Here is a 25,869-nt window from a genome sequence, read left to right on the forward strand (position 1 = left end):
TCCGCTTTTGCCGAACAGGACAATGCCGCCATGAATCTTTCGCGTATTTTCATTCTCCGGCCCATAGCCACATCCCTGCTCATGGTGGCCCTGCTGCTGTCTGGTCTTCTGGGCTACCGTTACCTGCCGGTGGCGGCGCTGCCGCAGATAGACTATCCCACCATCCAGGTGCAGACGCTGTACCCCGGCGCTTCGCCCGACGTCATAGCCTCTGTGGTGACGGCCCCGCTGGAGCGCCAGTTCGGCACCATGCCGGGCCTTGTGCAGATGAGTTCGCTCTCGTCCGCCGGGGCTTCGGTCGTGACCCTGCAATTCGACCTTTCAATGGCTCTGGACGTGGCGGAGCAGGAGGTGCAGGCCGCCATCAACGCGGCGGGCAACCTGCTGCCTTCCGACCTGCCCACGCCGCCCATATACAACAAGGTCAACCCGGCGGACCCGCCCGTCATCACCCTCGCCGTCACCAGCGACGCCATGCCCCTGACCCGGCTGGAAGATCTGGTGGATACGCGCATGGCCCAGAAGATTTCGCAGTTGCCGGGCGTGGGGCTGGTAACGCTTTCGGGCGGGCAGCGCCCCGCCGTGCGCGTGCAGATGAACCCCAGGGCGCTGGCCAACGCTGGCCTTACGCTCGCTGACGTGCGCACGGCCATAGCCAAAACCAACGTCAATGACGCCAAGGGCAGCTTTGACGGGCAGGAGCGCGCCAGCACCATCGACGCCAACGACCAGCTCGCCTCGGCGGAGGAATATGCCAATGCCATCATAGGTTACAAGGACGGCGCTCCTCTGCGCCTCAAGGATGTGGCCGATGTGGTGGAAGGGGCCGAGAACGCGCGTCTGGCGGCCTACGTCGCCGGTGACGCCATGAGCTTTCGTCCGGCCATCGTGCTTTCGGTGCAGCGGCAGCCGGGGGCCAACGTCATCGGCGTGGCCAACAGCGTGACGAAGCTTTTGCCCGTATTGCAGCAGACCCTGCCGGGCAATGTGGAAGTGCGCGTTGTAACGGACCGCACCACCACCATCCGCGCCACGGTGCACGACGTGCAGCTTGAACTGTTGCTGTCCGTGGCCCTGGTTATCTGGGTCATCTGGCTTTTTTTGCGCAACGCGCAGGCCACCATCATCCCCGCGCTGGCCGTGCCCCTCTCTCTGGTGGGGTCGCTGGGCGTCATGCACCTTGCGGGCTATTCGCTCAACAACCTCACGCTCATGGCCCTTGTCATCGCCACAGGCTTTGTGGTGGACGACGCCATTGTGGTCATTGAAAACATTTCCCGCTATCTGGAGCAGGGCATGCGCGCCCGGGAGGCCGCGCTCACGGGCGCGGGGCAGATAGGCTTTACCATCATATCCCTGACCATTTCGCTGGTGGCCGTGCTTATTCCCCTGCTCTTCATGGGCGACGTGGTGGGCAGGCTGTTTCGCGAATTCGCCGTCACGCTGGCCGTGACCATTCTTATTTCCGCAGCCATATCACTGACGCTCACGCCCATGCTCTGCGCCGTCATGCTGCGGCCCGAGCGTCACGTGAGCCAGAAAAGCGAAGGCCGTTTTTTCACGCGCCTGCTCCAGTGGTACGAGGGCAGGCTGGACTGGGTGCTGGCCCATCAAAAGTTCACCCTGACCGTGGCCGTGGGCACTCTGGTGCTGACCGTGCTGCTGTACATGTTGGTGCCCAAGGGATTTTTTCCCGTGCAGGACACAGGCGTCATACAGGGTGTGGCCGAAGCCCCGCAGGACACGTCCTTCAAGGCCATGGCCACACGACAGCGTGAGCTTGCCCAGGTCATTCTTGAAGACCCGGCTGTGGAAAGCGTGGTGTTTTTTGTGGGGGTGGACGGCATCAACCAGACCATGGCCACGTCGCGCCTGAGCATAGAACTGCGCCCGCTGGACGACCGTGACGCCCGCGCGCCCGCCATAGCCCGGCGCATCATGCAAAAGGCCGCCGCCTTGCCCGGCATGACGCTGTATCTGCAACCCGTGCAGGATTTGACCATTGAGGACCGCGTGTCCCGCAGCCAGTACCAGCTCACGGTGGAAGCTCTGGACAAGGCGCAGCTTGACTCCTGGGTGCGCCGCATGGTGGACGCCCTGCGTCAGCAGCCCCAGCTTGAACTTGTGACCAGCGACTACCAGAGCCCAGGCCGCATGGCCTGGCTCAATATCAACCGTGACGCGGCCGGAAGGCTCGGCATCAGCATGTCTGATATCGACAACGCCCTGTACGACGCCCTGGGCCAGCGCCTCGTTTCCACCATCTTTACCCAGACCAACCAGTACAAGGTCGTGCTTGAGGTGGCCCCGCGCTTCCGTCAGGGGCCGCAGGACATTGAAAATATCTACGTCAAGGGCGGCGACGGCAAGCCCGTGCCCCTCACCAGCATCGCCACTGTGGAGGAACTCCCCACCCAGCTTTCCATCGCGCGTCAGGGGCAGTTTCCCGTGGCGACCATATCCTTCAACGTGGCCCAGAACTCTTCACTGGGCGCGGCTGTAAAGGCTGTCAACGCCACCTTTAAGAGCCTGCAACTGCCGGATTCGTTGCGCATACGCTTTCAGGGGGCCAGTCAGGCCTTTGTGTCGTCCACCGACAATCAGGTGTGGCTTATTCTGGCGGCCATCGTGACCATGTATATTGTGCTGGGCGTACTGTACGAAAGTTACATCCACCCCGTGACCATTCTTTCCACACTGCCTTCCGCCGGGGTAGGGGCTTTGCTGGCCCTCATGGTGGGGGGTATGGAACTTGGCGTGGTGGGCATTATCGGCATCATTCTGCTCATAGGCATTGTCAAAAAGAACGCCATCATGATGATAGACTTCGCCCTCGACGCCGAACGCAATGAGGGCAAAGCGCCGATAGCCGCCATACGGCAGGCCTGCCTGCTGCGCCTGCGCCCCATCCTCATGACGACCATGGCGGCCCTTTTGGGCGCGCTGCCCCTCATGGTGGGCTGGGGCATGGGCGCCGAACTGCGGCGTCCCCTGGGCGTGACCATGGTGGGCGGCCTTATTGTCAGCCAGATGCTGACGCTTTTTACCACGCCTGTCATCTATCTGTGGTTCGACCGCCTGAGCCGCCGCGTGCGCGGCAGGGGCGAAGCTGACCCGGCTGCGGCATCCGCAAGTGAAGCCGGGGGCATGAACGCGCCTGCGCGGCCCCAGGAGGACAGGTCATGAACCGCCCCCCGGAAGCCGGAACAGGCGGCAAGCCGGATACCCCCCGTGTGCGCAGAAAAGCGGAGCCCGGCCATCGCCTCGGCCCACTGGTGCTGCCCCTGAATATTTCCGCGCCCTTTATCCGGCGGCCCGTGGCGACGGCTCTTCTGACCATAGCCATAACCCTGGCGGGCATTGTGGCCTTTGGGCTTTTGCCCGTGGCCCCGCTGCCGGACACGGATTTTCCCGTGGTTATGGTGCGGGCGAACTTGCCCGGCGCAGGGGCGGAAACCATGGCCGCCACGGTGGCCACGCCGCTGGAACGTGCTTTGGGGCGCATAGCCGGCGTTACGGAAATGACCTCAAGCAGCAGTCTTGGCGCCACCCAGGTCATTTTGCAGTTTGACCTCAACCGCAATATCGACGGCGCGGCCCGCGACGTGCAGTCGGCCATCAATGCGGCGCGTTCCACTCTGCCGACCATGCCGTCCAATCCCTCTTACCGCAAGGTGAACCCGGCTGGCGCGCCCATCATGATATTGTCCATCACCTCGGACGTGCTGACCCGCTCGCAACTGTACGATGCGGCCTCCTCGGTGCTGGCGCAAAAAATATCCCAGCTTGCAGGCGTGGGGGAAGTCATTGTGGGCGGCGGGGCGCTGCCTGCGGTACGCGTGGAGGTCATACCCGACGCCCTCAACAGGTTGGGCCTGAGCATGGCGGATGTGCGCAAGGCCCTTGCCGCAGCCAATGCCTATCTGCCCAAGGGACAAATTGAAAACGAGACCAACTACTGGCTGGTGAGCGCCAACGACCAGTTGGACAAGGCGGAAGACTACAAGCCCCTTATCGTGGGCCGCAGCAACGGCAGGGTCATACGCCTCGCTGACGTGGCCGAGGTGGTGGACAGCGCGCAGGATGTGCGCGCCATGGCTGTGTCCAACGGCAAGCCCGCCGTGCTGCTCATTGTTTTTCGTTCGCCCGGAGCCAATATCATCGAGACTGTGGACAGGGTGAAAGAAATGCTGCCCCAGTTGCGCTCCTGGCTGCCGGAAAGCGCTGATCTTGATCTGCGCATGGATCGCTCGCTGACTATCCGCGCCTCGCTGCATGAAGTGGAAAAAAGCCTGGTGCTGGCCATGGCCCTTGTGGTGCTGGTGACGTTTCTTTTTCTGCGCAACGGTCGCGCCACAAGCATTCCGGCGGTGGCCGCGCCTGTGTCGCTCATTGCCACCTTTGGGGTCATGTACCTCTGCGGCTACAGCCTGGACAACCTCTCGCTCATGGCGCTCACCGTCTCCACGGGTTTTGTGGTGGACGACGCCATTGTGGTGCTTGAAAACATCGTCCGCCGTCTGGAACTGGGCGAAAGCCCCCTGCGGGCCGCCCTGCGCGGTGCGAGGGAAGTGGGCTTTACCGTTGTGTCCATTTCACTTTCCCTGGTGGCGGTGTTCGCGCCCATTCTTTTCATGGGTGGCGTGGTGGGGCGGCTGTTCCGCGAATTTTCCGTGGTGCTGACCACGGCGGTGCTTGTTTCAATGGTGGTTTCACTCACCACCACGCCCATGATGTGCGCCATGCTTTTGCGGCCCATGAACCAGAGCGCGCACGACGCCAGGGCCGCTGCCCAGGCGCAGCGGTTGAGCGCTGGCGGCCTTTGCGGCCTTGTACGCAGATTTTTCGCAAGGCTGGGTGACGCGTGGGGCCGGGTGCTTTCGGGCATGCAGTCGGGCTACGCCAAAAGCCTGCCTGTGGTGCTGCGACATACGCGCCTGACCATGTTTGTGCTGCTGCTTGTGGTGGCGGCCAATGTGTGGATGTATATCACCGTGCCCAAGGGCTTTTTTCCCGAGCAGGACACGGGCGTCATCATGGGCGGCATCCGCGCTGACCAGAGCGCGTCCTTTCAGGCCATGCAGGTCAAGCTGGCCAAACTTGTGGAAGTCATACGCGCAGACCCGGCGGTGCAGCAGGTTTCTGCCCATATTTCCGGTGGGCGTGGCGGCGGCGTCTTTATCGCCCTCAAGCCCCTGTCCGAACGCAAGGTGAGCGCGCAGGCCGTCATAGGCAGGCTGCGCGGCAAGCTTTCCGGCGAACCCGGCTTGCAGATATTTCTGCAACCAGCGCAGGACATCATGATGGGCGGGCGCGGCTCGCGTTCGCAGTACCAGTACACCCTTCAGGCCGATAATCTGGACGATCTGCGCACCTGGGGCCGACGCATGCAGCGGGAGCTTGCGTCATTGCCCATATTCAAGGATGTGGACAGCGATATTGAAGAGCGTGGCCTGCAAACGACGGTCACGGTCAACCGCGACGCCCTGGCGCGGCACGGGCTGACCATGAAGGACGTGGACTCGGCCCTGGGCACGGCCTTTGGGCAAAGCCAGGTCTCCACCATTTATCGCGACAAGAACCAGTACCGCGTGGTGCTGGAATACGGGCCGGACTGGCTGCAAAGCGAAGATGCCCTTGAAAAGGTCTATCTGCCGGGCAAAGAGGGGCTGGTTCCCCTGCTGAGCGTCGCCCATGTGGTTCCGTCCTTTGCGCCGCTCTCCGTCTCGCATCAGGGACAGTTCGCCGCCGTGACCCTTTCCTTCAACCTTGCGCCGGGTTCGGCGCTTTCACAGGCGCAGACGGCCATTGATGAAGCGCGGGTCAAGATTGGCATGCCCTCCACCATTGTGGGCAGCTTTCAGGGCACCGCCAAGATGTTCACCGATACTGCGGGCAATCAGGTCATCCTTATACTGGCGGCCCTGGCCGCGCTGTATATTGTTCTGGGCATGCTGTACGAAAGCCTCATCCATCCTTTGACCATTCTGTCCACGCTGCCTTCAGCCGGGGGCGGGGCCTTGCTGGCGCTCATGCTCTTCAAGATGGAGTTCAGCGTCATCGCCCTTATCGGCGTGCTGCTGCTGTGCGGCATCGTCAAAAAGAACGCCATCATGATGATCGACTTTGCCCTTGAGGCTTCGCGCAGCCGTAATCTGCCCCCGGATAAAGCCATTTATGAGGCATGTCAGCTACGGTTTCGGCCCATCATGATGACCACGGCAGCCGCTATCCTTGGCGCGGTGCCTCTGGTATTGGGCCAGGGCGACGGGGCCGAGATTCGCCAGCCCCTCGGCGTGACCATTGTGGGCGGTCTTCTGGTGAGCCAGATTCTGACGCTCTATACCACGCCCGTGGTGTACCTGTGCCTTGACCGCGCCCGCTTGCGCACGCGCCGCTGGTGGTGGCGCGTACGCTACGGCGAGGCCGTGGCGACCAGATTGCAGGTTTTAAGCAAGAAAGCGTAGGCGCAGGCAGGACGCAGAGAGTGAAGCAACGCCGCCAAACGGTATAAATCAGCGTTTCCTTTGAAATGTTTTGTGGGGGAGGGACCCTTTTGCAAAAGGGTCGCCTCCCCCACACCCCCTCCCCCTAAAACTCTTATTGTGGGTCAGAGTATTTTAACTTTGAAAAAGTGTAATGCTCTAACGCTGCACGAAAGTGCACCGCGCCACAACGTGGTGTGGATTCGGCCAAGCTTTAGCCGTTGCGACGAAGGAAGCTACGGATGCTTAAAGCGTTGTGACGCAGGAAACTACGCTTGAAGACAGCATGAGTAACTATACGTCTTGTTCTGTGTAATCGCTGTCGCCATTCGTAAGGCTCGCAGACTCGCTAACGACTGCCGCAAAGACAGCAATTGGTTAATTGAACGGACAGCCTACTGATGGCTGTCGCTATCCGTAAGCGGCAAAGAACCGCTAACGGCTACCGCAAATCGCATTTTTCGGCTGAATGAAAACTGCCCTAGCATGTTAAGGCTGCGCGCAACAGCCCATCGAGTATGCGAAAACGCCGTAACGTGCGTGGCTTCAGATCAGGTGCAAAGTAAAAACCCCCGTAAGGGGGGTTTTACTTTGCACGCGGGGATATTGAGTGAAGTGTCGGTGGTCGCGGGCAATCTGGATTTCAGGGGCGCACCGTAATGCTGTGGATGTTTTTCACAAGGATTTACCCATAATGCCATACGCAAGCATCATGAGATCAAACCATATAAACATGGAAATTGGCTGTAAGAACAGGCACATGACAAAAGTAGTCAGGGGTATTTTAATAAGAATTGAAGGGCAGGCCCTACGGCGAAAGCGTAAAAAATACAGCCCTGCTGACAGCAATGCAACTACCCCTGTCCACAGTGCGGCTTCTACTATTCTGTATACCCAAATGTCGTCAAAGGCGTCCTGTTGCAAGGCGCTCGTCAGTTGCGTTAGTTCAACATTAGTGAAGAAGAAAGTAACGCCAACACCTATAAAAACCTGCGCATACATCCAGAAGCTACGCTCGAACCGAAATATTTTCAGACAAGCAACCGTGCCCGCAAAACTTGTGATAGCAATGGCAGTATTGGTGACAACATCAGTCGTATCGGTGAATTCCAAAGATAACCGTACATTCTGCACAGCCCATAACGTAAGCAGCAATAACGGCCACTGCCGCACCCATAAATTTACTACGAACCTGGTCGTAGTATTTACCACATACTCAATACGTTCAACGATCATGCGCGCATCCTTGGGATAGAATGTAGCTCAATGTAGCATGACAGCATCTGTTCAAAATAAAATGGGACAGCGAATATTTGGTTAAAGAGTTTGTTACGCCATTGATAAAGTACATTTGAGATATCTAGAGCAGATTAACTTTGAGAATATATACTCTCAAAATTTAAGGCACGCTCACTACGACGGTTAACCGTGCAGATAAACTGCGCTTACGCCTCCGTAGCGAACGTCTGCTCTCGCAACCATCAGAGCATGTAAAAGTTAACGAACTCTATACAATGCGTATGTGATTAAGTAGGTTTTTGGCTATGGTGTTGTCAACAATATTTTTTATAGTTAACAAGCTATAAAAAATGGAGAAAACAAAAAACTGCACAGGTAAATATTTTTTTAATTAACTGGTTTCATTGATATAAAATTTTATAAAAGTGACCAAAAGCGCCCTTCGGTACCGGATAACCCGCACTAATCAAGCAAATAGCGGTGCTGAACCCGTTCAGTCTTACATCTCCGCGCGACTGGGCTATACTTCCGCCAAATCATCAACCATTGTCATACAGGAGGTTTCATAATGGCAGGAAGTTATGGCGGCAGGCACGGCGGAGCAGGGCATGACGTATCAGGGCAGCCCCGGTTGAAAAATGGGCAGTTTACCTTTGTGGCGGATAAGGCCAGGGCGGAGATGGCCGCAAAGCAGACTCAGGCGGCTCTCACCGCGCCCATGCCTGTTTCGCCCGACGCGCCTCTGGAAGAACGCATGTACGCCGAGAGCGTGGCTGATGTGGTCAAGAGACATTCAAAAAAAGATCACTCCGAGCTCAAACCCTATACAGCGGAACCCAATGCAACGGTGCCATACTATCGTATGGGTGTCAGGCCGATAGATGGGAAATATGTGCAAAGACTGTATGGCGATCCCGCTTGCGGATTCGGTCCACACTGGGACCATATGCACTTTGTGGGCAGCGACGGCAGTAACTTCGGCTTCTCATTGGGCGGGACATTCTCTGAGGACGTGAAAAAGCTGGAAACCTATCAGGTAGAAACGCCCAAATACCGTAAAGAGTATATTGACCGCGCGCGTGCGGAAATTGATGAAGAACACGGCCCGATAGAAATTTTTCATACTCAGCAAGATAGAAGCTTACGCTATCTTATTGATGTTAACTGCCAAAGTTATTTTGCTAAAGTACTCCAGAAAGCCAAACAGTATGAGACAAAGGCCAAACCCTTGGTGCTCCCGTAGAGGAGTTTACTCATATGTCTCATTTTTAAAAACATGTTCTGACAATCAAGCCCCGGTGGCATCAGAACTGCCGGGGCTTGCCTTTTATTCTGGTATGCCGAGAATGCCATATACCTGCATTATCAGGATAAACCATGTAAGCATAAAAAAAGGCTGCAAGAATAGGTACATGACAAAGGTAGTCAGAGGTATTTTAATAAGAACTAAGGGACTGACCCGATGCCGGAACCGCAAAAAATAAAGCCCGACTGACAGTGCTATAATGACTCCAGTCCATTGCACTGCTTCTGTAATTCGCCATATAATATTGTAGTCTAACGCTTCCAGATGCAGATATTTCTGTATTTCATGTATATTGACTGGATCAAAGGCTACAAAGGGAAGGCCCATAAATGCTAGTCCGTATATCCAGAAGCAGCGCTCAAGGTGAAACGCCTTCAGACAAGCAACTGTACCCACAAAACTCGCGGCGAAAACAAGCCTGCTTATGATGTCATCCGCGCCCAGGAAATCCAGGACAGCGCACAGGATGAGCAGCAATAACGGCCAGTGCCGCACCCAGAAGTCTACTACGAACCTGGTCGTGGTATTTACCACATACTCAATGCGTTCAACGATCATGCGCGCACTCTTTTGAGCAGATTTATGTTCGCCGTAATTTTCGCAATACCGGTTCCATAATGGACGGGGCCAGCCACAGGCATAAAGGCAAAAAAAGCAGCAAAAAGGCGCAGCCGCCCAGGGCAAGAGCCAGCAGGGCGGCCCACAGGGCATGCAGGCCAAGATCAGCCGCGCGGCTGAGGGTATAGGCGCTCAGCCACCACGCGGCAGCAGTGCCGGGCAGGGAGCAGCCTGTGGCGCGTAACGCAAGACCGCACAGGCCGGCAAAAGCGCCCTGTCCCTGCCGCCTGGCCCACAGCGCCATGAGCCACAGCACGTAAAGGCTCACGCTCAGGCCGGAAAGGGCGGCAATAGCCCATGCCCCGTGCGGCACAGCCCAGTAATAGTAAATGGGCAGGCAAACCACTGTCATGATTGTGCCGGTGACAGCCGGGGTTATGGTGTCGCCGTGAGCGTAATAGGCCCGTACCAGCACCATGTAGATGATCCAGAACGGCGTGGCGGCCAGCATGATTTGCGTGAGCGGGGTGGCGGCAAGGGTTTCGGCGGGGCCAAAGCGGCCGCCCTGAAAAATGACGCCCAAAATAGGCCCGGCGCAGGCCGTCATGGCCAGAGCGCAGGGGATGATAAGCCCCAGACTGGCCCGCAATGCCGTGCGCAGGGTGCGGTCAAAGCCCTCCCTGTCGCCATCGGTGAGCAGCTTGACCAGAAAGGGATACGACGCCACGGCGGCGGCCTGCCCCATAAGGCCCACAGGCACCTGCGTGATGCGCCGCGCGTAGTTGAGCAGGCTTACGGCTCCGTCGCCCACCAGTGACCCGAAAACGCGCAAGAACTGCTCGTCCAGCATCATGATGGTCTGCCCCAGCATGAGGGGCAGGGCGGTGACAAGAAATTTGCCCATGAGGGGATGCCGCCACACGGCCCGCAGGCGCATGCCGTCCTGCAGGGCAACCATGAGGGGCAGAATGAAGGTGCCGATGGCGGCCCCGAAGGTCACGCCGACGCAGTAGCCCGTCATGCCTTCAAGGTGTTTGAGTATGGAGGCGGGCAGCGCGTTCTGCACCAGGGGCAGCCCGGCCAGCCAGGGCAGGGTCAGGCCGCCAAGGATGATGCCGCCGTTATAGATGATGGGTGCCAGCGCGGGCACGCGGAACTGCCGCCGCATAAAAAGCAGGGCGGTTATGCAGGCCCCGCAGAGAAAGAAAATCTGCGCGGGCAGCACAATGCGCATGAAAAAGGCCAGCCGCAGCCACTGCTCCGGCGTAAAGCCGGGGGCTATCAGGCGGGCCAGCGGTTCGGCGGCCAGCATGCCCGCCAGGGTAAGGGCCAGGGAGGCTGTGCCCATCCAGCAGAACACGCAGGAAAAAAACTTCCAGGCGTCGTCCTCATCCTCCTGAAAGCGGCGCGACAGCAGGGGGATGATGGTGATGGACATAAAGCCGCCAGCCAGCATGTAATTGATGATGTCCGGCACCACAAAGGCGGCAAAGTACATATCCGCCTCGCCCCCGGCCCCGAACTGCCACGAGATGACCTTGTCGCGCACAAGGCCCATGAGGCGCGAAACAATGGTGCTGGCGGCCAGAATAAGGGCCGCCGCACCCATGCGCTGTTTGGCGGACAGAAGGCCCATCAGCCGCGTTTTCCTGCTGATTTCTTGCCGGGCCTGCCGGATTTTGCGGGCGCGGCCGGACCGTTTTTGCCGCCCTTGCTGCCTTGGCCGCCTTGGCCGTTGCCTTTACGGGCCGACGGTCTGCCGGGCTGGGCAGGTTTGCCCGCGCCGTTCTTTTTGCCTTTTCTGGCGGGTTTGCCCGATGTTCCGTTTTTGGAGCGGCCATCGCCGTCGCCGGGTGAAACCAGCTTCCAGCCGGAGGATGAACCCTTGCGGCCCCCGGCAGCGCGGCCCGCCCCGGCGCCCTTGCCGCGCACGCCTTTGCCGCGTGCGTTTCGCGCGCCCCGGCTGCCCATGCCCTTGGGCAGCTCCAGCGGCATGAGGCGGATTTCAAGGCGGCCCAGATTCACTTCGCTCAGGGCCACGTCCAGCTTTTGGCCCATGTGCCAGATGATGCCGGAATGCTGGCCCACAAGGCTCATGGTGCGGGCGTCAAAGTCGTACCAGTCGTCGCCCAGGTCTTCCACGCGGATCATGCCTTCCACAGGCATTTCGGTCAGTTCCACAAAGACGCCAAAGTCCGTCACGCCCGCCACAATGCCGCTGAAATGTTCGCCCACGCGGGGCAACAGGGCAAGGCAGCCCAGGCGGCGGTCCATCTCGCGTTCGCAGGCCATGGCCGCCCGTTCGCGCCTGTTCAGCTGGTCGGCGATGCGTAAAAGCTTCTGACCGGCGGGCACAGGCCCGACATCCAGCCCCAGCGACGTTTTGAGCGCCCTGTGGGTGAGCAGGTCGGCATACCGGCGGATGGGCGAGGTAAAGTGACAATAGGCCACGGAAGCCAGCCCGAAGTGCCCCTCGTTAACGGGCATGTAGCGCGCCTGGGGCATGGCCCGCAGGCAGAGGCGGTTGACCAGGAATTCCTGCGGCGTGCCCTGGACAGCGGCCAGTACGCCCTGCATGGAGGCCGCCGTGGGCCGGGGCGGCAGGTTTTCAAAACCCGTGGCTTCCAGCGTGTCAAAAAGGCTTTCAAGCCTTTCGGGGTCCGGTTCGGGGTGTATGCGGTAGAGAAAGGGAATGTCCGCGTCACGCAGGTGACGGGCCACGGCCTCGTTGGCCGCGATCATGAATTCTTCAATGAGGCGGTGGGCATCGTGCCGCAGGCGGTGCCCAAGCCAGGCCACGCGGCCAAGGTCGTCCAGCCGGCATTCCGCTTCGGGCAGGTCAAAGTCCAGCGTGCCGCGCTGGCGGCGCACGTCGCGCAAGACGGCATAAAGCGCAAAGGCCTTGTCCAGCATGGCCAGCACTTCTTCGCCACGATCCTGCGCCTTGAGGTCGGCGAGGGCGGCGGCGTCCTTGTCCAGCAGGCAGGCCTTGACCTGATCATAGGTCAGGCGCGCCGCCGAGCGCATGACAGCCTGCGAAAAACGCGGCTTGCCTGGCTGCCCCTTGGCGGTAAAGGGAATTTCCGCCAGCATGGCCAGCCTGTTCACGTTGGGGCGCAGGCTGCACAAACCGTTGGACAGAATTTCGGGCAGCATGGGTTCCACGGAGCGGGGAAAATACCAGGAATTGCCGCGCGAAAGGGCTTCGGCGTCAAGCGCGCCGGGGCAGCCGCGCCCGCGCGGGCGCACATAATGGCTCACGTCGGCAATGGCCACGCGCAGAATCCAGCCCTTGCCTCCGGGCTGCTCCTCCACGTGGATGGCGTCGTCAAAGTCCCTGGCGTCAGCGCCGTCAATGGTCACGAGCGCGAGATGGCGCACGTCCTGTCGGCCCTTGAAGTCGGCCTCTTCCGGTTCTCCGGGCAGGGCCTGGGCCTCGGCCAGAACTCCGGCGGGAAAGTCGCGGGGCACTTCGTGATTGAGCTTGACCAGTTCTTCCTGCACGGCCACGTCGTCCTCGCGCCCGTAGTCGCCCAAGAGGCGGGCGCTCCACAGGTCGGAGGCCAGCGACTTGACGGGTTCCAGCAGCACAAGGGTTCCCAGGGCCGGGACTGGCGTGCCTTCGGGCAGTTCCACATTGAAGTCGGCGGGCAGGCGGCTGTCCGCCGGGCGGCAGAAGAGGGTCTTGCCGTGGCGGTCGATCACATGCGCGGGCACTTCCTTGAGGCCGCGTTCAAGCACTTCAAGGACGCGCCCTTCAGCCGAAGGCCCGCGCGGCGCGCCGGGCGCAAGGGCCACGCGCACCATATCCTTGTGCCATGCGCCGCCGTTCTGCGCGGCGGGGATGTAGATGTCCTTGTCTCCGGCAAACTCCCAGCGCGCACCGCCCAGGTCGTCAGCATCGGCAAGACGCATGGGCGTCACAAAACCCGCGCCCTCGCGCAGGGCGCTGAAGCGTCCGGTAATGCTTTTCAGGCTTTCGGGCCGTATCCACAGGCCCCCGCGCAGTCGTAGCGCGCGGCCCTGCTGTTCAAGGTCTTCCAGCGCGGCTTCCAGTTCTTTTCTGTCGCGGCGGGCAAGTCCCAGAATGCGTAAAAGGCCGTCCAGGCGCATGGGGCGGTTCTGGGCGGCAAGCGTTTGCAGCAGTTCTTCATGAGAAGGAACGCTGCCAGCGATCGCGGTGGCACCAGTGCCGCCGCGAAGATTTTTTTGTTTTTTCATAAAGTTCATTCACTCTGCAAGGCACGAAAAAGGGGCAAAAGGCCAGACCTTTCGCCCCTCACTGCGTGCTTGCTCTCAGGCTGTGCCCAAGGCGCGGCTATCAGTTGCGGTTGCCGCCGAAAAGGCGCAGCAGCATGAGGAAAAGATTGATAAAGTCCAGATACAGGGTCAGCGCGCCCAGGATGGCGCCACGGCGCACGGCCGTCGCATCGTCCAGAGGGGCGCTTTCGCCGAACCGGCGCAGCTTTTGCGTGTCATAGGCGGTGAGGCCCGTAAAAATAAGTACGCCAAGGCAGCTCACCACAAAGTCCATCATGGCGCTCTTCAGGAAGATATTGACGACCATGGCGATGACAATGCCGATGAGGCCCATGAACAGGAAGCTGCCCATGGCGGTCAGATCGCGTTTGGTCACTGTGCCGTAGACGGTCATGGCCAAAAAGGTGCCTGTGGTGACCAAAAAGGCGTTTGTGATAGACGCGATGGGGTAGATTACAAAAATGGATGACAGCGTAGCCCCTGTCAGCGCCGAATACAGCAGAAAGAGGCCGGTGGCCGTGCCGCCGGACATTTTGTGCACGGCGGCTGAAATGGCGATGACCAGGCCGAACTGGGCCACGATCAGGGCAATCATGATCAGCGAATTGCCAAAAATGACCTGCTGTACGGCGGGCGTGCTTGCGACAAACCAGGCCATAAGGGTGGTGACGCCAAGGCCCACGGTCATCCACTGGTAAACCTGACGCATGTAAATGGAAGCAACGCTACTGACGCCGCTTTGCGCGACACTGCGGGTATTCAACATTATATCCTCCGAAAAACTGTTGAAGCCTGACCGGCCCCGGCATTCCTCCACGGACTGCCGCACGGCGCTGCCGTGAGGATGGTTCCTTTGCATGCCGGACAAGCCGTATCTCCTGTCTTCTGTCATATACTATATGACACAAGCCAGGTTTAGCAAGTCCCGCCCGGCGCAAAACGCCGCCAATGCCGGATGCGGCCACGCGCAAAGGCCGTATGTGGGCGCAGAATGCCGCACGAGGCGGCATGTGACATTTGTGCGGCCAATATGTCGCCAAAACGGCGTACAGCCGTTATCTGACAGTAACTTGATGAGCGCAGCCTGCCGTGGTAGCGTTGCGAAGCGGCCGGGCGGACGTCCGACCATCATACCGCAGCAATGTAAGGAGTTACATATGAAATTTTTCCGTTCCGGCGTCATGTTTCGCGCCCTGGCCCTGTCTTTCTGCCTGATGGCGGCCCCGCTCATGGCCGTGGGGTTCGGTTTTTCTTCCGCTCATGCCGCCACTCCCGATCCGGCTGTGAAGCTTGAGACAAACTATGGCGACATCATCGTGCGCCTGGACGCCCGCAAAGCCCCCATCAGCACCGCCAACTTTGTGCAGTACGTCAAATCTGGTTTTTACGACGGCACTATTTTTCACCGTGTCATCAAGAGTTTCATGATTCAGGGCGGCGGTTTCACGCCTGACCTGAAGCAGAAAGAAACCCGCGCCGCCATCCGCAACGAAGCGGACAACGGCCTCAAGAACAAAAAGTACACCATCGCCATGGCCCGCACCGGCGAGCCGCACTCGGCAACCGCCCAGTTCTTCATCAATACCAAGGACAACGATTTTCTGGACTTCAAGAGCCAGACGCCCCAGGGCTGGGGCTATGCGGTCTTTGGCAAGGTGCTCAAGGGGCAGGAAGTGGTGGACAAGATCGCCGCCGTCACCACTGGCAAAAAAGGCTATTATGACGACGTGCCTATGGAAAACGTCATCATCAAGAAGGCCGTGATTGTTGAGTAGTGCTGCTGCGCAGTGGTGATATGCGCTTTGGCGCAGGAAAAGGGGCCGCAAGGCCCTTTTTCAATACCCATAAACTTACGCAAAAGCAGACACGCTGTAGTTATTGGGGGGAGTATAGTAGGGTTTGTCCTTTGAGATGTGTTTTCTGTGCCCTGCGGGCGCGGGAGCTTTTCTTTTTTTGTTGTTCTGGCCGCCGCGCATACCCATGCCCCGCCGCGCTGGCGGCCAAATTGAAAAAGCCTCTACTTCCCCGCTAGGGCGGCAAAGCGCCTCATGGTCAAATGGCAGATGGCCACGGCCAGAGCGTCCGAAGTATCCAGCGCCCAGTCGGCGTTTTTGACGTTGAGCAGACGCTGCACCATAAAGGACACCTGTTCCTTTTCGGCGCGGCCCGTGCCCACAAGAGATTTTTTTACGAGCGTCGGTTCATAGTCGCGAATGACAAGTCCGTAGGCGGCGCAGGCGGCCACAGCCACGCCCCTGGCCTGCCCCAGCTTGAGGGCGCTGGCCGCGTTTTGTGCGGTAAAAACCTGCTCAATGGCGGCTTCGTCGGGTTTGAGGCGGGCCACGATGGCTGAAAGCTCATGATAGATGCGCGCCAGACGGTCAGAAAATTCCTTGCCCGCCGAGGCTGTGCGCACCACGCCGCAGTCCACCAGCTGCAAGACGCCTGAAGTCTCGCGCACCACGCCCCATCCCGTACGCTGCGAGCCGGGGTCGATGCCCAGAACCGTGACGGTTCCTTTGGTGTTGCACGTCGCCATGTTACAGCAAAAATGAAGTGATGACGTAGTCCGCCGCCAGAATCAGCACGCAGGATATGACCACGGCCGAGGTGGTGGCGTTGCCCACGGCTTCGGGGCCCACGCTGTCACGGCGCATGTTGGTGTAGTAGCCCTGGCGGCAGCAGATGGTGGAGACCAGCAGCCCGAACACAATGGCCTTGATGAAGCCGCCGGACACGTCCGTCATGGTTACGGAACTGGAGATGCGGTAAAAGTAGGCGCCCTGGTTGATGCCGAGCATAAGCACGCCCGTGAGGTAGCCGCCAATGATGCCGATAACGTCAAAAACCGCCGTAAGCAGGGGAAAGCTGATGAGCGAGGCCACAAGGCGCGGGCTGACAAGGTAGCCCATGGAGTTGATGTCCATCACGTCCAGAGCGTCGATCTGGTCGGTGATGCGCATGACGCCGATTTCCGCCGTCATTGAAGATCCCGCGCGGCCTGTGAGCATGATGGCCGTAAGCACCGGGCCAAGCTCGCGGATGAGCGTCAGCGACACGGCGGAGCCGAGCATGCCCACGGAGCCGAACTGCACAAGGCTGTAATACCCCTGCAATCCCAGCACCATGCCGCAAAAAACGCCGATGAGCATGATGAGAAAAAAGGACTTGGAGCCGATGATATATAGTTGCTGCAGGGTGCGCCGAAAGATCTTTCTGCTGCCAAATATCTGGGCGATCCCATCAAACATGAAGATGGCCGTGCCGCCCAAAGCGTCCATGCCGCGCAGGCAGGGACGGCCAATAAGGCGTAAAAAGCCTGTGAAGGTATGGGTTTGTGTCATGTGGACTCCTTCTTACAAGCTTTAGCGGCCCGTGCTGCGGCTTTTGCCGGGCACAGCCTTTTTGGACTTCTGTATGGGCGCGCCGAGTTTCATGCGGCCAAGCTCTTCGCGCAGGTTGGTTGCGTCAAGATCTGTGCCGCGCAGATTGACCATGACCAGTTGAACCTTGCCGCTTTTTTCCAGGCGTGTGCGTATGCCGCGCTCTTCAAGCTTTTTGCGCAGCTTGTCGGCGTCATCGGCGCTTTTGAACGCCGCCACCTGAAAAACAAAGTCGTACTGTGGCGCTTGCGGGGCCGCAGGCTTCTGGGCCTGAGCCGATGCCTGCGTGGCGGGAGCTTTTGAGGCAGCCTGCGCACCAGGTTGCGCGCCAGGCTGCGCTCCTGCCTGAGAGGGCTTGATGCCCCAGGCGGCCAGGCTGCTGGCGCTGGGCCGATCAAAGGGATAGGCCGAGGGGTTGGCCGGGCTGCTAGCCTCGGCGGCTGGAGGGGCGGCGGGCACTGCCGCCGCCTGCGGCCCTGCAGCAACGCCGTCGGGGGCGGGGGCTTCCTGCCCTTTGGGGGCTGCGGCGTCGGATTGATCCCCGGCGGCAGCCGCTATCGGCGTATTCGGGGCATCCACGCCGCCTTGCGCCGTCTGCTGGGCCTGTTTGTCCAGTTGCAGGCCGGTCATCTGCTCGACGCGCTGTTCCGGGTTTTGTCCCCGGCCCACCATAAAGCCCATAAAGAAAGACCAGCCCACGGCGGCCATGAGTATAAGTCCCAGCAGGGTGGCCATGGGGGCCGACAGGCGTAGGATGAGCCGTTTTTTATCGCTTGCGGCGGGGCTTGCGGCGGTTTTTTGTCTGGGCTTGCGTAGCGGTGGGGGCATTCCTGATCCTCGTGTGTGTTCTTGGAGCAATTTCACTGGCAATGCTGTCACCATCCGTAAGGCTTCTTCGTCGCCTAACGGCTGCCGCCTGAAATTGCTCTGGCGACTGCGTGAGCAGGCGCCTGCCGCGAAGGCGTAAGCGCAGTTTATCTGCGCGGTTAAACGCCGTAGTGGGCGTGTCTTAAACTTTGAGAATGTATATTCTCAAAGTTAATCTGTTCTACTGGCGTATGCGCCGGGCGGACAGGCTGAACCGCGCCCGCCCGGCGTCACAAACAAATCCTGCGATGTTACATGCTTTCCGGCGCGCTGACGCCGAGCACATCCAGGCCGTTGCGCACGACCTGTCCAACGGCACGCAGCAGGGCCAGGCGGGCCAGGGTGCGCGGGGCATCGTCGGCCAGCAGCACCTGATGCTTGGCGTAATAGCTGTGCAGAAGCCCGGCCAGTTCCGTCAGGTAGTGGCTCACATGGTGCACGCCCAGGCACTGCGCGGCGGATTGCAGCATGTCTTCGAAACCGGCGACCTTGCGCAGCAGGGCCATGTCTTCGGGCGTGTCCAGCGGGGCCAGCAGAGCGGCGTCCGTTTTTTCAGGCAGCTCGAAGCCGCGTTCGGCGGCCCTGCGCAGCACCGCGCAGATGCGCGCGTAGGCGTATTGCACGTAGTAGACAGGGTTGTCCATACTGCGCTGTTTGGCAAGTTCCAGGTCAAAGTCCAGCGGGCTGTCGCTTTTGCGCGATAAAAACATGAAGCGCGCCGCGTCCGCGCCCACTTCCTTGATAACGTCGGACAGGGTTTCAAAGGTTCCCGCCCTGGTGGACATGCTCACGGGCTGGCCCTCGCGCAGCAGGTTCACAAGCTGGATGAGCACCACGTCAAAACTGCTCTGATCCTTGCCCATGGCCGTGATGGCCGCGCGCATACGGGGAATGTAGCCGTGGTGATCAGCGCCCCAGATGTCGATAAGCCAGTCAAAGCCGCGTTCGAACTTGTCGTGGTGATAGGCGATGTCGGAGGCAAAGTAGGTCAGCGTGCCGTCGGACTTTCTGAGCACGCGGTCCTTGTCGTCGCCGAGCTGCTCGGTGGCGAACCAGAAGGCATTGTCCTTGTCATAGGTATAGCCGGATTTGCCCAGCGCCGCAAAGGCCGCGTCCACCGCGCCGTCTTCCACAAGGGTTTTTTCAGAAAACCAGCGCAGATGCTCCACGCGAAAATCGCGCAAGTCGTCCTTGATGCCGTTGAGGATGTCGTTCATGGCCTTGTCGTAGCACACGTTCTCGCCCTCGGCTGCGGGCATGTCGGGCAGGGCGGGATTGGCTTCAAGCATTTCGCGGGCGATATCAATGATATAGTCGCCTTTGTAATAGTCTTCGGGCCATTCCACCGTGCGCCCGGCCAGTTCCAGCACGCGCAGCCATACGGAAAGGCCCAGCAGGCGCATCTGGCGACCGGCGTCATTGATGTAGTATTCCGTATGCACGTGGTGCCCGGCCTTGCGCAGCAGGCGCGCCAGGCTGTCGCCCACGGCGGCCCCGCGCCCGTGACCCACATGCAGCGGCCCTGTGGGGTTGGCCGAAACATATTCCAGAAGCACCCTGCGGCCGGGTTCCTTGCTTTCGCCGTAGCTCTGGCCCGCACTTTCGATGTCGGCGACGGTTTCACGCCAGAAGGTCTGGCTGAAGGTCACGTTGCAAAAGCCCGGCCCGGCGACTTCGACCTTTTCCACGTCTGGGCAGCGTTCCTGAAGCTTCTGGGCAAATTTTTGCCCAAGTTCGCGGGGATTGGTTTTGGCTTCCTTGGCCAGCAGCATGGCCGAGTTGACGGAAAGGTCGCCGTGGCGGGGATCGCGGGGCGGCTCGATGACCGTTTTGGCGGGCCAGGCAAGGCCCTCTTCTTCAATAATGGCCGCCAGGGCCGTGCGCAGGGTTTCAATGGCGCGCATAGTGCTTTCGATCCTTTACGTATACAGGTTCTACTGATGCGGTTTGTCGCTGCGGCGGGGCAGTCGGCCCGCGTCCGTCAGTCGGCTCCGGCGTGGGGCCGCACACTCTTGCAAATGTATCTTCGCAAGGGTTCAGGCGTTCCCGCGTGGACGGGCAACCGCCCATTTCATTTGGTAACGGCTCTAGCCCGCCAGGGCCGCGGCGCTTTCGGCATTATTGACAAGCTCCACGGTCAGTTGATCCGCCTGGGCGCGGTCGGCCAGGCAGGGAGCGATCATCTTGCCAAGCACGGCCTTGGGGCCCAGTTCCAGCCAGCGGCGAGCGCCGTCATCATATTGATTGCGCATGGTGTCAATCCACTGCACGGATGAGGTCATCTGGGCCAGCAGACTTTCAAGGGCGCTTTCGCCCTCGTGAACGGCCTTGCCGTGGGCATTGCAGTAGACGGGAAATCTGGGCCTGCTCCAGGTGGCCTTGCGCAGTTGCGGGGCGAGCTCCTTGCTGGCGTCAGCCATCATGGGGCTGTGAAAGGCTCCGCTGACCTTGAGTTCAATGCCTCGGCCCTTGGCTTCCTTGGCCTTCTGGCAGGCCAGGGCCACGGCGGCCTTGGCGCCGCTGACCACAAGCTGTCCCGGCGTATTGTAGTTGGCCACAAGGATCATCTCGCCGCATTCAGCGGCGGTGTCGGCCACAATTTTTTCCACCTGGGCAAGATCCAGTTTGAGCAGGGCGGCCATGGCCCCCTTGCCTTCAGGGTCAGCCTCGGCCATAAGGCGGCCGCGCAGGCTGGTCAGTTCCAGCACGCTTTGGGGCGAGAGCACCCCTGCGGCGGCCAGGGCGCTGAATTCGCCAAGGCTGTGCCCGGCGGCAGCCAGGGGCTTCACACGGCCGGCCACGGCGCTCCAGAGGTTCAGGTTCACCACGGTCAGGGCCGGTTGCAGGGCGCGCGTGTCATTCATGGCGGCGTCGTCGCCGTCCCAGTAAATTTCGCGCAGGGGCAGGCCGCTGGCCCGCTCGGCCAGTTTCCAGAGGTTCATGGCGTCGGCTGAGGCTTCAGCCAGATCGCGGCCCATGCCCGCTTCCTGTGATCCCTGACCGGGAAAAAGCAGAACGGCTTGTGTCATCGGAATGTATCCTCCAAGGGCGCGGCAGGCAGGCCGCATATGGTCAAAAATGGCGCGGCGTGACCGCAAGCCCCCTTTTTTACGTTATCGGCGCGGGGCTTGCAAGTCCCGTTCGGCGGGGCTATGAGTATGCACCGGCATGCACAGTGAAACGCCGGACGGTAAACAGTACAGGAGCAGCACAAGACCATGCAGCGACAAGTGGTAGACAGGAAGGAACTGGCCCGGCTGGCGGCGGCCACAGGCGCGGACGTGCCGCAGGAGGCCCTGGAGCCTCTTGGCGTATACCTTGAGATGCTCTGTCAGTGGAACAAGGCCATGAACCTTGTGGGCCCGCACTCCTGGCAGGATATGCTCACCCGTCTTGTGGCGGACAGTTTTCATCTTGCGTCCTTTCTGGAAAGCCTGCCCGTGCCGGCCGCTCCCCTGACCTGGGATCTCGGCGCTGGCGCTGGGCTGCCGGGCATACCCCTGCGCATGTTGTGGGCCAGGGGCGCGTATTATATGGTTGAAGTGCGGGAAAAAAGGGCGCTTTTTCTCTCCAGCGTGCTTTCGCAGACCCAGTTGCCCAACACGCACGTTTTTCGCGGCCCTGTGGAGCATTTTTTTCACGGCCAGTATTATCCGGCGGATTGCATTGTAAGCAGGGCCTTCATGCCCTGGCGGCAACTTCTGGATCTGGCCTTGCCCAGGCTGCGCCGCGAGGGACACCTTGTGATTCTGGCGCTGGAGCCCGCGCCGGAAGTTCTGCCAGCCCCCTGGCGTCTGGCCGGGCAGCGCAGCTATGTGGTCGCGGGCAGTGGGCGCTGGTTCTGGGCGCTCACCCCCGATATGCCGGAAAGCGACCGTAAAGCTTTCAATGCCGGTCAGCATAAAGAAGACGGAGCATAGCATGCCCCAGCAGAGCCCTGCACCTGAACACAATCACTCGGCGGAACTTTCGCCGGAAAACGCGGCGCACGGCCTTTCCGCCAGCGCCGGGCCCATGCCGGAACCCTCTGAAAATTCCGGCGCCACTGGCGGGGCCTTGGGTGACGCCAACGGGCATGCGGGGCGCGAGACGCGCGTAAACCCGCAGGCTTTGGCGCATCCGTGGGCCTTGCCGCGTGCCGTGAACCTGGGTTTTCCGCCAGGGCCGGATGTGGCCGGGTACTGGCTGCGGGGATTTTTCTGGGGCGTCGTGACGCTTGTGATGGCTTTCGGGCTGCGCATGCTGGAATGGCCCTGCTGGCAAAATCCTGAATACCGTTTGGGCAGCCAGTGGCTCCTGGCCACGCACGACGCCTATCACTGGGTGGCCGGAGCAGAGGGCATCGGCCTGGCTGTGGGGCACCCCATGGCGGTAATGCTGCGCTTGCTGGCCGACGCCCTGGGCACGTATCCCGCCGCTGTGGCCTTCTGGTTTCCGGCGGTGCTGGCGAGCTTTGTGGCCCTTATCGTCTATGCCTGGGTATGGGCTTTGGGCAGCATGGAAGCGGGCGTGGCGGCCGGGCTGCTCACGTCGCTTGCGCCGGGCTTTCTGGCCCGCACCATGCTCGGCTATTATGACACCGATCTGGTGACGCTGTTTTTCCCCCTGCTCATGACCCTGGCCCCGGCCAGCTGGGCCATGCGCTATATGCTGCTGCCGCAGATGGTCTTGCGCCGTCTGGCCATAGGATCTGGCATCATGACGGCCCGGCGGCTGTTCAGCCGGGGCCTGCCCGAAGACGGGCTGGTCGAGCGGTTGCGCCATGCCGAGCACCTTGGCAATCCTCTGCGTTGGCAGTGGATCGTGCTGCTGGGCTGTTCGGGCGTCATTTCGTGGTGGACGCAGGAATGGCACTCGGTTTTTCCCTATCTTATCCGCTACAACGTGCTTTTGCTGGCCTTCATGAGCCTCATCATGGCTCCGCGCGGGCGGCGCGCGCTGCTGCTTCTGGGCAGCCTCGCGTATGCCCTGCCGACGCTGTCGGGCCCGGTGGGTCTGAGTTTCAGCCTGCTGCTTCTGCTGGCGGGCACAAAGTCCGGCCTCAAGGCGCGGCGCATGCTCTGCCGTCCGTGGGTTCTGGTGCTGCTGTGGGTGGGCGTTGCGGCCCTCCTGGTGCACGGTGAAATTCTCACCACGCTCATGAACCACGTCAACGCCTACCTGAAGCACGCCGGCGACGTCAAAAGCACGGGCGAGGGGGCGGTGCTCATGTATCCCTCGGTGAACCAGTCCATCATCGAGGTGCAGGATCTGAGCTTCGCGGCCCTGTTCCCCTATTTCCATCCCTGGACGGAAGCGGCCATCCTCGGCCTTCTGGGCTTTTTTGTGGTCATAGTGCGCCGGCCGGGAGCGCTTTTTCTGCTGCCCCTGGCGGCCCTTGGGCTTCTGAGCACCAAGCTTGGCGGGCGTATGGTCATGTTCGGCGCCCCCGTGGTGGCCCTGGGTCTGGCCCTGCCCCTGTACTGGGTCTGGCAGCGCCTTTTGCGCACCAACCTGCGCGGGTCCGTGGCCGGGCTGCTGACCTCAGCCGTGCTGGTGGCCCTGATGGTGGTTCCCTTTGTGGAGATGATCCCCGCCATGTCGCAGGGGCCCATGATCAACCGCCGCCACGCCGAAGCCCTGACGCGGGCGCGCACCATGACGCCCCCGGACTCCATGCTCTGGCTGTGGTGGGACTGGGGCTACGCCGCCCACTATTTTTCACGCCGCGCCACCATTGCCGACGGCGCGCAGCACGCCGGGCCGTCGCTGTACTTGCCCGCCGCCGTTTTCGCCACCGACAACGCCCGTTTTGCCCGTCAGCTCATCCGCTACACGGCCTTGCGCGGCAATGAAGCCGGCAACGTTTTTGAGGGGCTGGACGGAAATTCGGCCCAGGCCCTCATGGACAAGCTGCGCTCTGACGAAACGCCGCTCATTGAGGCCAAGGGCAAGCTCTATCTTGTGGTAAGCTTTGAAATGCTGCGGCTGGGCTTCTGGATAAGCAATTTCGGCAACTGGAATTTTGTCACGCACTCTGGCGAGGGCGGGGCGCTGTCCATTGTGCCGCAGGAGCTTGCCTACCGGCTGGACACGGGCGAAGTGCGCCTTGAGGGCAGCACCAGCGCCATCTACGCCTCATCCATCACCGTGTTTGAGGAAACCGGCGTCACGCGGCACAACTATATTCAGGAGTGGTTTGACGCGCACCCCAACGCTACGCAGCAACAGCAGCAGGAATTTTTGTCCAATCGGCGCAACATCAACTTTTTCTTCAACCGTGTGACGGACGAAAAGCTGGCCATGGACGAAGGGCTGTACAATTCCCTCATGGTGCAACTGCTTATGGGCGAACCGCAGAATCCGCGTTTTTCGCCCTATTTCAAGCTGGTGTATGACAACGTGTTCGCCAGGATTTACGAAGTGCTGTAAGAAGACGCGCCGCGCTGCCGCGTCAGTGGTGGTAGGGAACCTTGCGCAAGATGCATTCCGCGCGGTAAATCTGCTCCAGCAGCACCACGCGGGCCAGTTCGTGCGGCAGGGTCATGTCCGACAGGCGGATCATTTTACAGGCTTTCTGGCGCACGCAATCGTCCAGGCCCCAGGCTCCGCCGATAATAAAGCAGGCCCGGCCGCGCGCGTCCTGATCCATCTGCTGCAGCAGGGCGGCCATCTGGGGCGAGGTAAGCCCCTGGCCGCGCTCGTCCAGCACAAGAACCACGTCCTGAGGCGTCAGGGCCTCAATGATGCGCCTTCCCTCAAGGGCATTGCGCTGATCAGGGGGCAGGGCGGCGTCGCCGTCGCGCACTTCGGTATATTCCAGGGGCCGCCAGCGGTTGATGCGCGTGAGGTAGTGGGCTGCGGCGTCTTTCCAGAAAGGTGTTTTTAACTTGCCCACGCTGATGCATCGTAAGGGTTTGCCTGCCATGTCTCTCCAATCATTCTGTCAGGATCTGCAAGAGGCCGTTGCCTGTCTGCGCGGCGGTCATGCGCTGATTTTTCCCACCGAAACCTTTTATGGTCTGGGCTGTCTGGCCACAGACAGCGTGGCCGTGGCCAGAGTCTACCAGTTGAAGCGGCGTCCCGTCCATAAGCCCTTGCCCCTGCTGGCGGCCAGCGCGGAACAGGTGCGGGCCGTGGCCTGCCTTGAGGGCATGCCCGAAGCCCTTGCCGCCTTCTGGCCGGGGCCGCTCACGGTGCTGCTGCCCGCGAGGCCCGCAGTGCCTGCGGCTCTTGTGAATGAACGCGGTCAGGTGGCGGTGCGGGTGACGCCGCATCCCGTGGCGGCGGCTCTGGCCCTGGGCGCGGGCGGTCCGCTGACGGCCAGCAGCGCCAATCTCAACGGGCGGCAGCCCGTGTCTCGCGTGGAACAACTGGACCCCGAACTCCTGGCCGCGCTGGAACACGAGGGGCAGAGGCCCTGCGTACTGACCCTTGGCCCGTTCCCGCAGGGAGGAGAGCCTTCAACCCTTGTGGAACCCCTGGCGGACGGAGAAAGCGCCGGAGGGAGCTCGCGGCGGCTGCGTATGGTTCGCGCCGGGGCTGTGAGCGCTCAGGCCCTGAAGGCTGCGGGCTTTACGGTTGTCTAAGGTCACGCTGAAATATTTTTTGGCATGCTTTGTGGGGGAGGGACCCTTTTGGAAAAGGGTCTCCTCCCCCACGCCCCCACCCCCTAAAACTTTTATGGCGGGTTGGTATAGTACAAGACGCTATTTACTGATTTCGCGCCACGCCGGTTGTTTTCGGCCTGGGTCTTTACACCTCTGGCCGAAACCGTTGGCGGCTGGTCAGG

Annotated in this window: 18 protein-coding genes; 7 read left to right on the forward strand and 11 right to left on the reverse strand. The window is 60.7% G+C overall.

Translation table 11 applies throughout. From position 1 onward, the window contains the following. Nucleotides 1-30: 30 nt before the first annotated feature. Nucleotides 31-3,186, forward strand: a complete 3,156-nt coding sequence (locus tag DESU86_RS10300; protein WP_232088331.1) for an MdtB/MuxB family multidrug efflux RND transporter permease subunit — start codon at nt 31-33, stop codon at nt 3,184-3,186. Further along, nucleotides 3,183-6,467, forward strand: coding sequence for an efflux RND transporter permease subunit (locus tag DESU86_RS10305; RefSeq protein WP_269474314.1), 3,285 nt, complete (start codon nt 3,183-3,185; stop codon nt 6,465-6,467). The genes DESU86_RS10300 and DESU86_RS10305 overlap by 4 nt, the downstream gene beginning before the upstream one ends. 693 nt (nt 6,468-7,160) lie before the next feature. Here the strand turns inward: DESU86_RS10305 and DESU86_RS10310 are convergent. After that, nucleotides 7,161-7,721: a hypothetical protein gene (locus tag DESU86_RS10310; RefSeq protein WP_179980960.1), complete on the reverse strand. Its 561-nt coding sequence runs from the start codon at nt 7,719-7,721 to the stop codon at nt 7,161-7,163. Between the two features lie 571 nt (nt 7,722-8,292). On the opposite strand from DESU86_RS10310, the gene DESU86_RS10315 reads away from it, so the two are divergent. After that, nucleotides 8,293-8,967: a hypothetical protein gene (locus tag DESU86_RS10315; RefSeq protein WP_179980961.1), complete on the forward strand. Its 675-nt coding sequence runs from the start codon at nt 8,293-8,295 to the stop codon at nt 8,965-8,967. Between the two features lie 84 nt (nt 8,968-9,051). Here the strand turns inward: DESU86_RS10315 and DESU86_RS10320 are convergent, their stop codons facing one another. From DESU86_RS10320 to DESU86_RS10335, 4 genes are all read right to left on the reverse strand, one after another. Continuing rightward, nucleotides 9,052-9,588, reverse strand: a complete 537-nt coding sequence (locus tag DESU86_RS10320) for a hypothetical protein (RefSeq protein ID WP_179980962.1) — start codon at nt 9,586-9,588, stop codon at nt 9,052-9,054. Nucleotides 9,589-9,610: 22 nt separating this feature from the next. Next, nucleotides 9,611-11,224: a murein biosynthesis integral membrane protein MurJ gene (murJ, locus tag DESU86_RS10325; RefSeq protein WP_179980963.1), complete on the reverse strand. Its 1,614-nt coding sequence runs from the start codon at nt 11,222-11,224 to the stop codon at nt 9,611-9,613. Continuing rightward, nucleotides 11,224-13,809, reverse strand: a complete 2,586-nt coding sequence (rnr, locus tag DESU86_RS10330) for a ribonuclease R (RefSeq protein WP_179980964.1) — start codon at nt 13,807-13,809, stop codon at nt 11,224-11,226. The genes murJ and rnr overlap by 1 nt, the downstream gene beginning before the upstream one ends. Nucleotides 13,810-13,909: 100 nt before the next feature. Next, complete coding sequence (locus DESU86_RS10335) at nt 13,910-14,614, reverse strand: Bax inhibitor-1/YccA family protein (protein WP_179980965.1); 705 nt, start codon at nt 14,612-14,614, stop codon at nt 13,910-13,912. A 391-nt stretch (nt 14,615-15,005) separates the two neighbouring features. Here DESU86_RS10335 and DESU86_RS10340 point away from each other — a divergent pair, with 391 nt between their 5' ends. Further along, nucleotides 15,006-15,623 (forward strand): peptidylprolyl isomerase, encoded by a 618-nt coding sequence (locus DESU86_RS10340; RefSeq protein ID WP_179980966.1) that lies wholly within the window; start codon nt 15,006-15,008, stop codon nt 15,621-15,623. A 242-nt stretch (nt 15,624-15,865) separates the two neighbouring features. Here the strand turns inward: DESU86_RS10340 and ruvC are convergent, their stop codons facing one another. From ruvC to DESU86_RS10365, 5 genes are all read right to left on the reverse strand, one after another. Next, on the reverse strand, nt 15,866-16,387 hold the full coding sequence (gene ruvC, locus DESU86_RS10345) for a crossover junction endodeoxyribonuclease RuvC (protein ID WP_179980967.1): 522 nt from the start codon (nt 16,385-16,387) through the stop codon (nt 15,866-15,868). 1 nt (nt 16,388) lies between these two features. Continuing rightward, nucleotides 16,389-17,192, reverse strand: a complete 804-nt coding sequence (locus DESU86_RS10350; protein WP_179980968.1) for an MlaE family ABC transporter permease — start codon at nt 17,190-17,192, stop codon at nt 16,389-16,391. A 21-nt stretch (nt 17,193-17,213) separates the two neighbouring features. Beyond that, nucleotides 17,214-18,059 (reverse strand): SPOR domain-containing protein, encoded by an 846-nt coding sequence (locus DESU86_RS10355; protein WP_179980969.1) that lies wholly within the window; start codon nt 18,057-18,059, stop codon nt 17,214-17,216. A 290-nt stretch (nt 18,060-18,349) separates the two neighbouring features. Next, complete coding sequence (argS, locus tag DESU86_RS10360; protein WP_179980970.1) at nt 18,350-20,002, reverse strand: arginine--tRNA ligase; 1,653 nt, start codon at nt 20,000-20,002, stop codon at nt 18,350-18,352. Between the two features lie 183 nt (nt 20,003-20,185). Beyond that, entirely contained in the window at nt 20,186-21,127 is a 942-nt protein-coding gene (locus DESU86_RS10365) for an ACP S-malonyltransferase (RefSeq protein WP_179980971.1), read from the reverse strand. A 189-nt stretch (nt 21,128-21,316) separates the two neighbouring features. Between DESU86_RS10365 and DESU86_RS10370 the strand changes: the two genes are divergently transcribed. Together DESU86_RS10370 and DESU86_RS10375 are read left to right on the forward strand one after the other, a co-directional pair. Next, nucleotides 21,317-22,018, forward strand: a complete 702-nt coding sequence (locus tag DESU86_RS10370; RefSeq protein ID WP_179980972.1) for a 16S rRNA (guanine(527)-N(7))-methyltransferase RsmG — start codon at nt 21,317-21,319, stop codon at nt 22,016-22,018. 1 nt (nt 22,019) lies between these two features. Next, a complete protein-coding gene (locus DESU86_RS10375) occupies nt 22,020-24,509 on the forward strand; it encodes a dolichyl-diphosphooligosaccharide--protein glycosyltransferase subunit STT3 (RefSeq protein ID WP_232088332.1) in 2,490 nt (829 codons plus the stop codon). A gap of 22 nt (nt 24,510-24,531) precedes the next feature. On the opposite strand, the gene DESU86_RS10380 is transcribed toward DESU86_RS10375, so the two are convergent. After that, nucleotides 24,532-25,005 (reverse strand): 23S rRNA (pseudouridine(1915)-N(3))-methyltransferase RlmH, encoded by a 474-nt coding sequence (locus tag DESU86_RS10380; RefSeq protein ID WP_179980973.1) that lies wholly within the window; start codon nt 25,003-25,005, stop codon nt 24,532-24,534. On the opposite strand from DESU86_RS10380, the gene DESU86_RS10385 reads away from it, so the two are divergent. Next, the gene (locus DESU86_RS10385; RefSeq protein ID WP_179980974.1) at nt 25,004-25,666 is read left to right on the forward strand and encodes an L-threonylcarbamoyladenylate synthase; all 663 of its coding nucleotides are present in this window, start codon (nt 25,004-25,006) and stop codon (nt 25,664-25,666) included. The two genes, DESU86_RS10380 and DESU86_RS10385, sit on opposite strands and share 2 nt — an antisense overlap. The last annotated feature ends 203 nt before the right edge of the window (nt 25,667-25,869 follow it).

Origin of the sequence: Desulfovibrio sp. 86 (assembly GCF_902702915.1) — a bacterium.
Taxonomy (GTDB): domain Bacteria; phylum Desulfobacterota; class Desulfovibrionia; order Desulfovibrionales; family Desulfovibrionaceae; genus Desulfovibrio.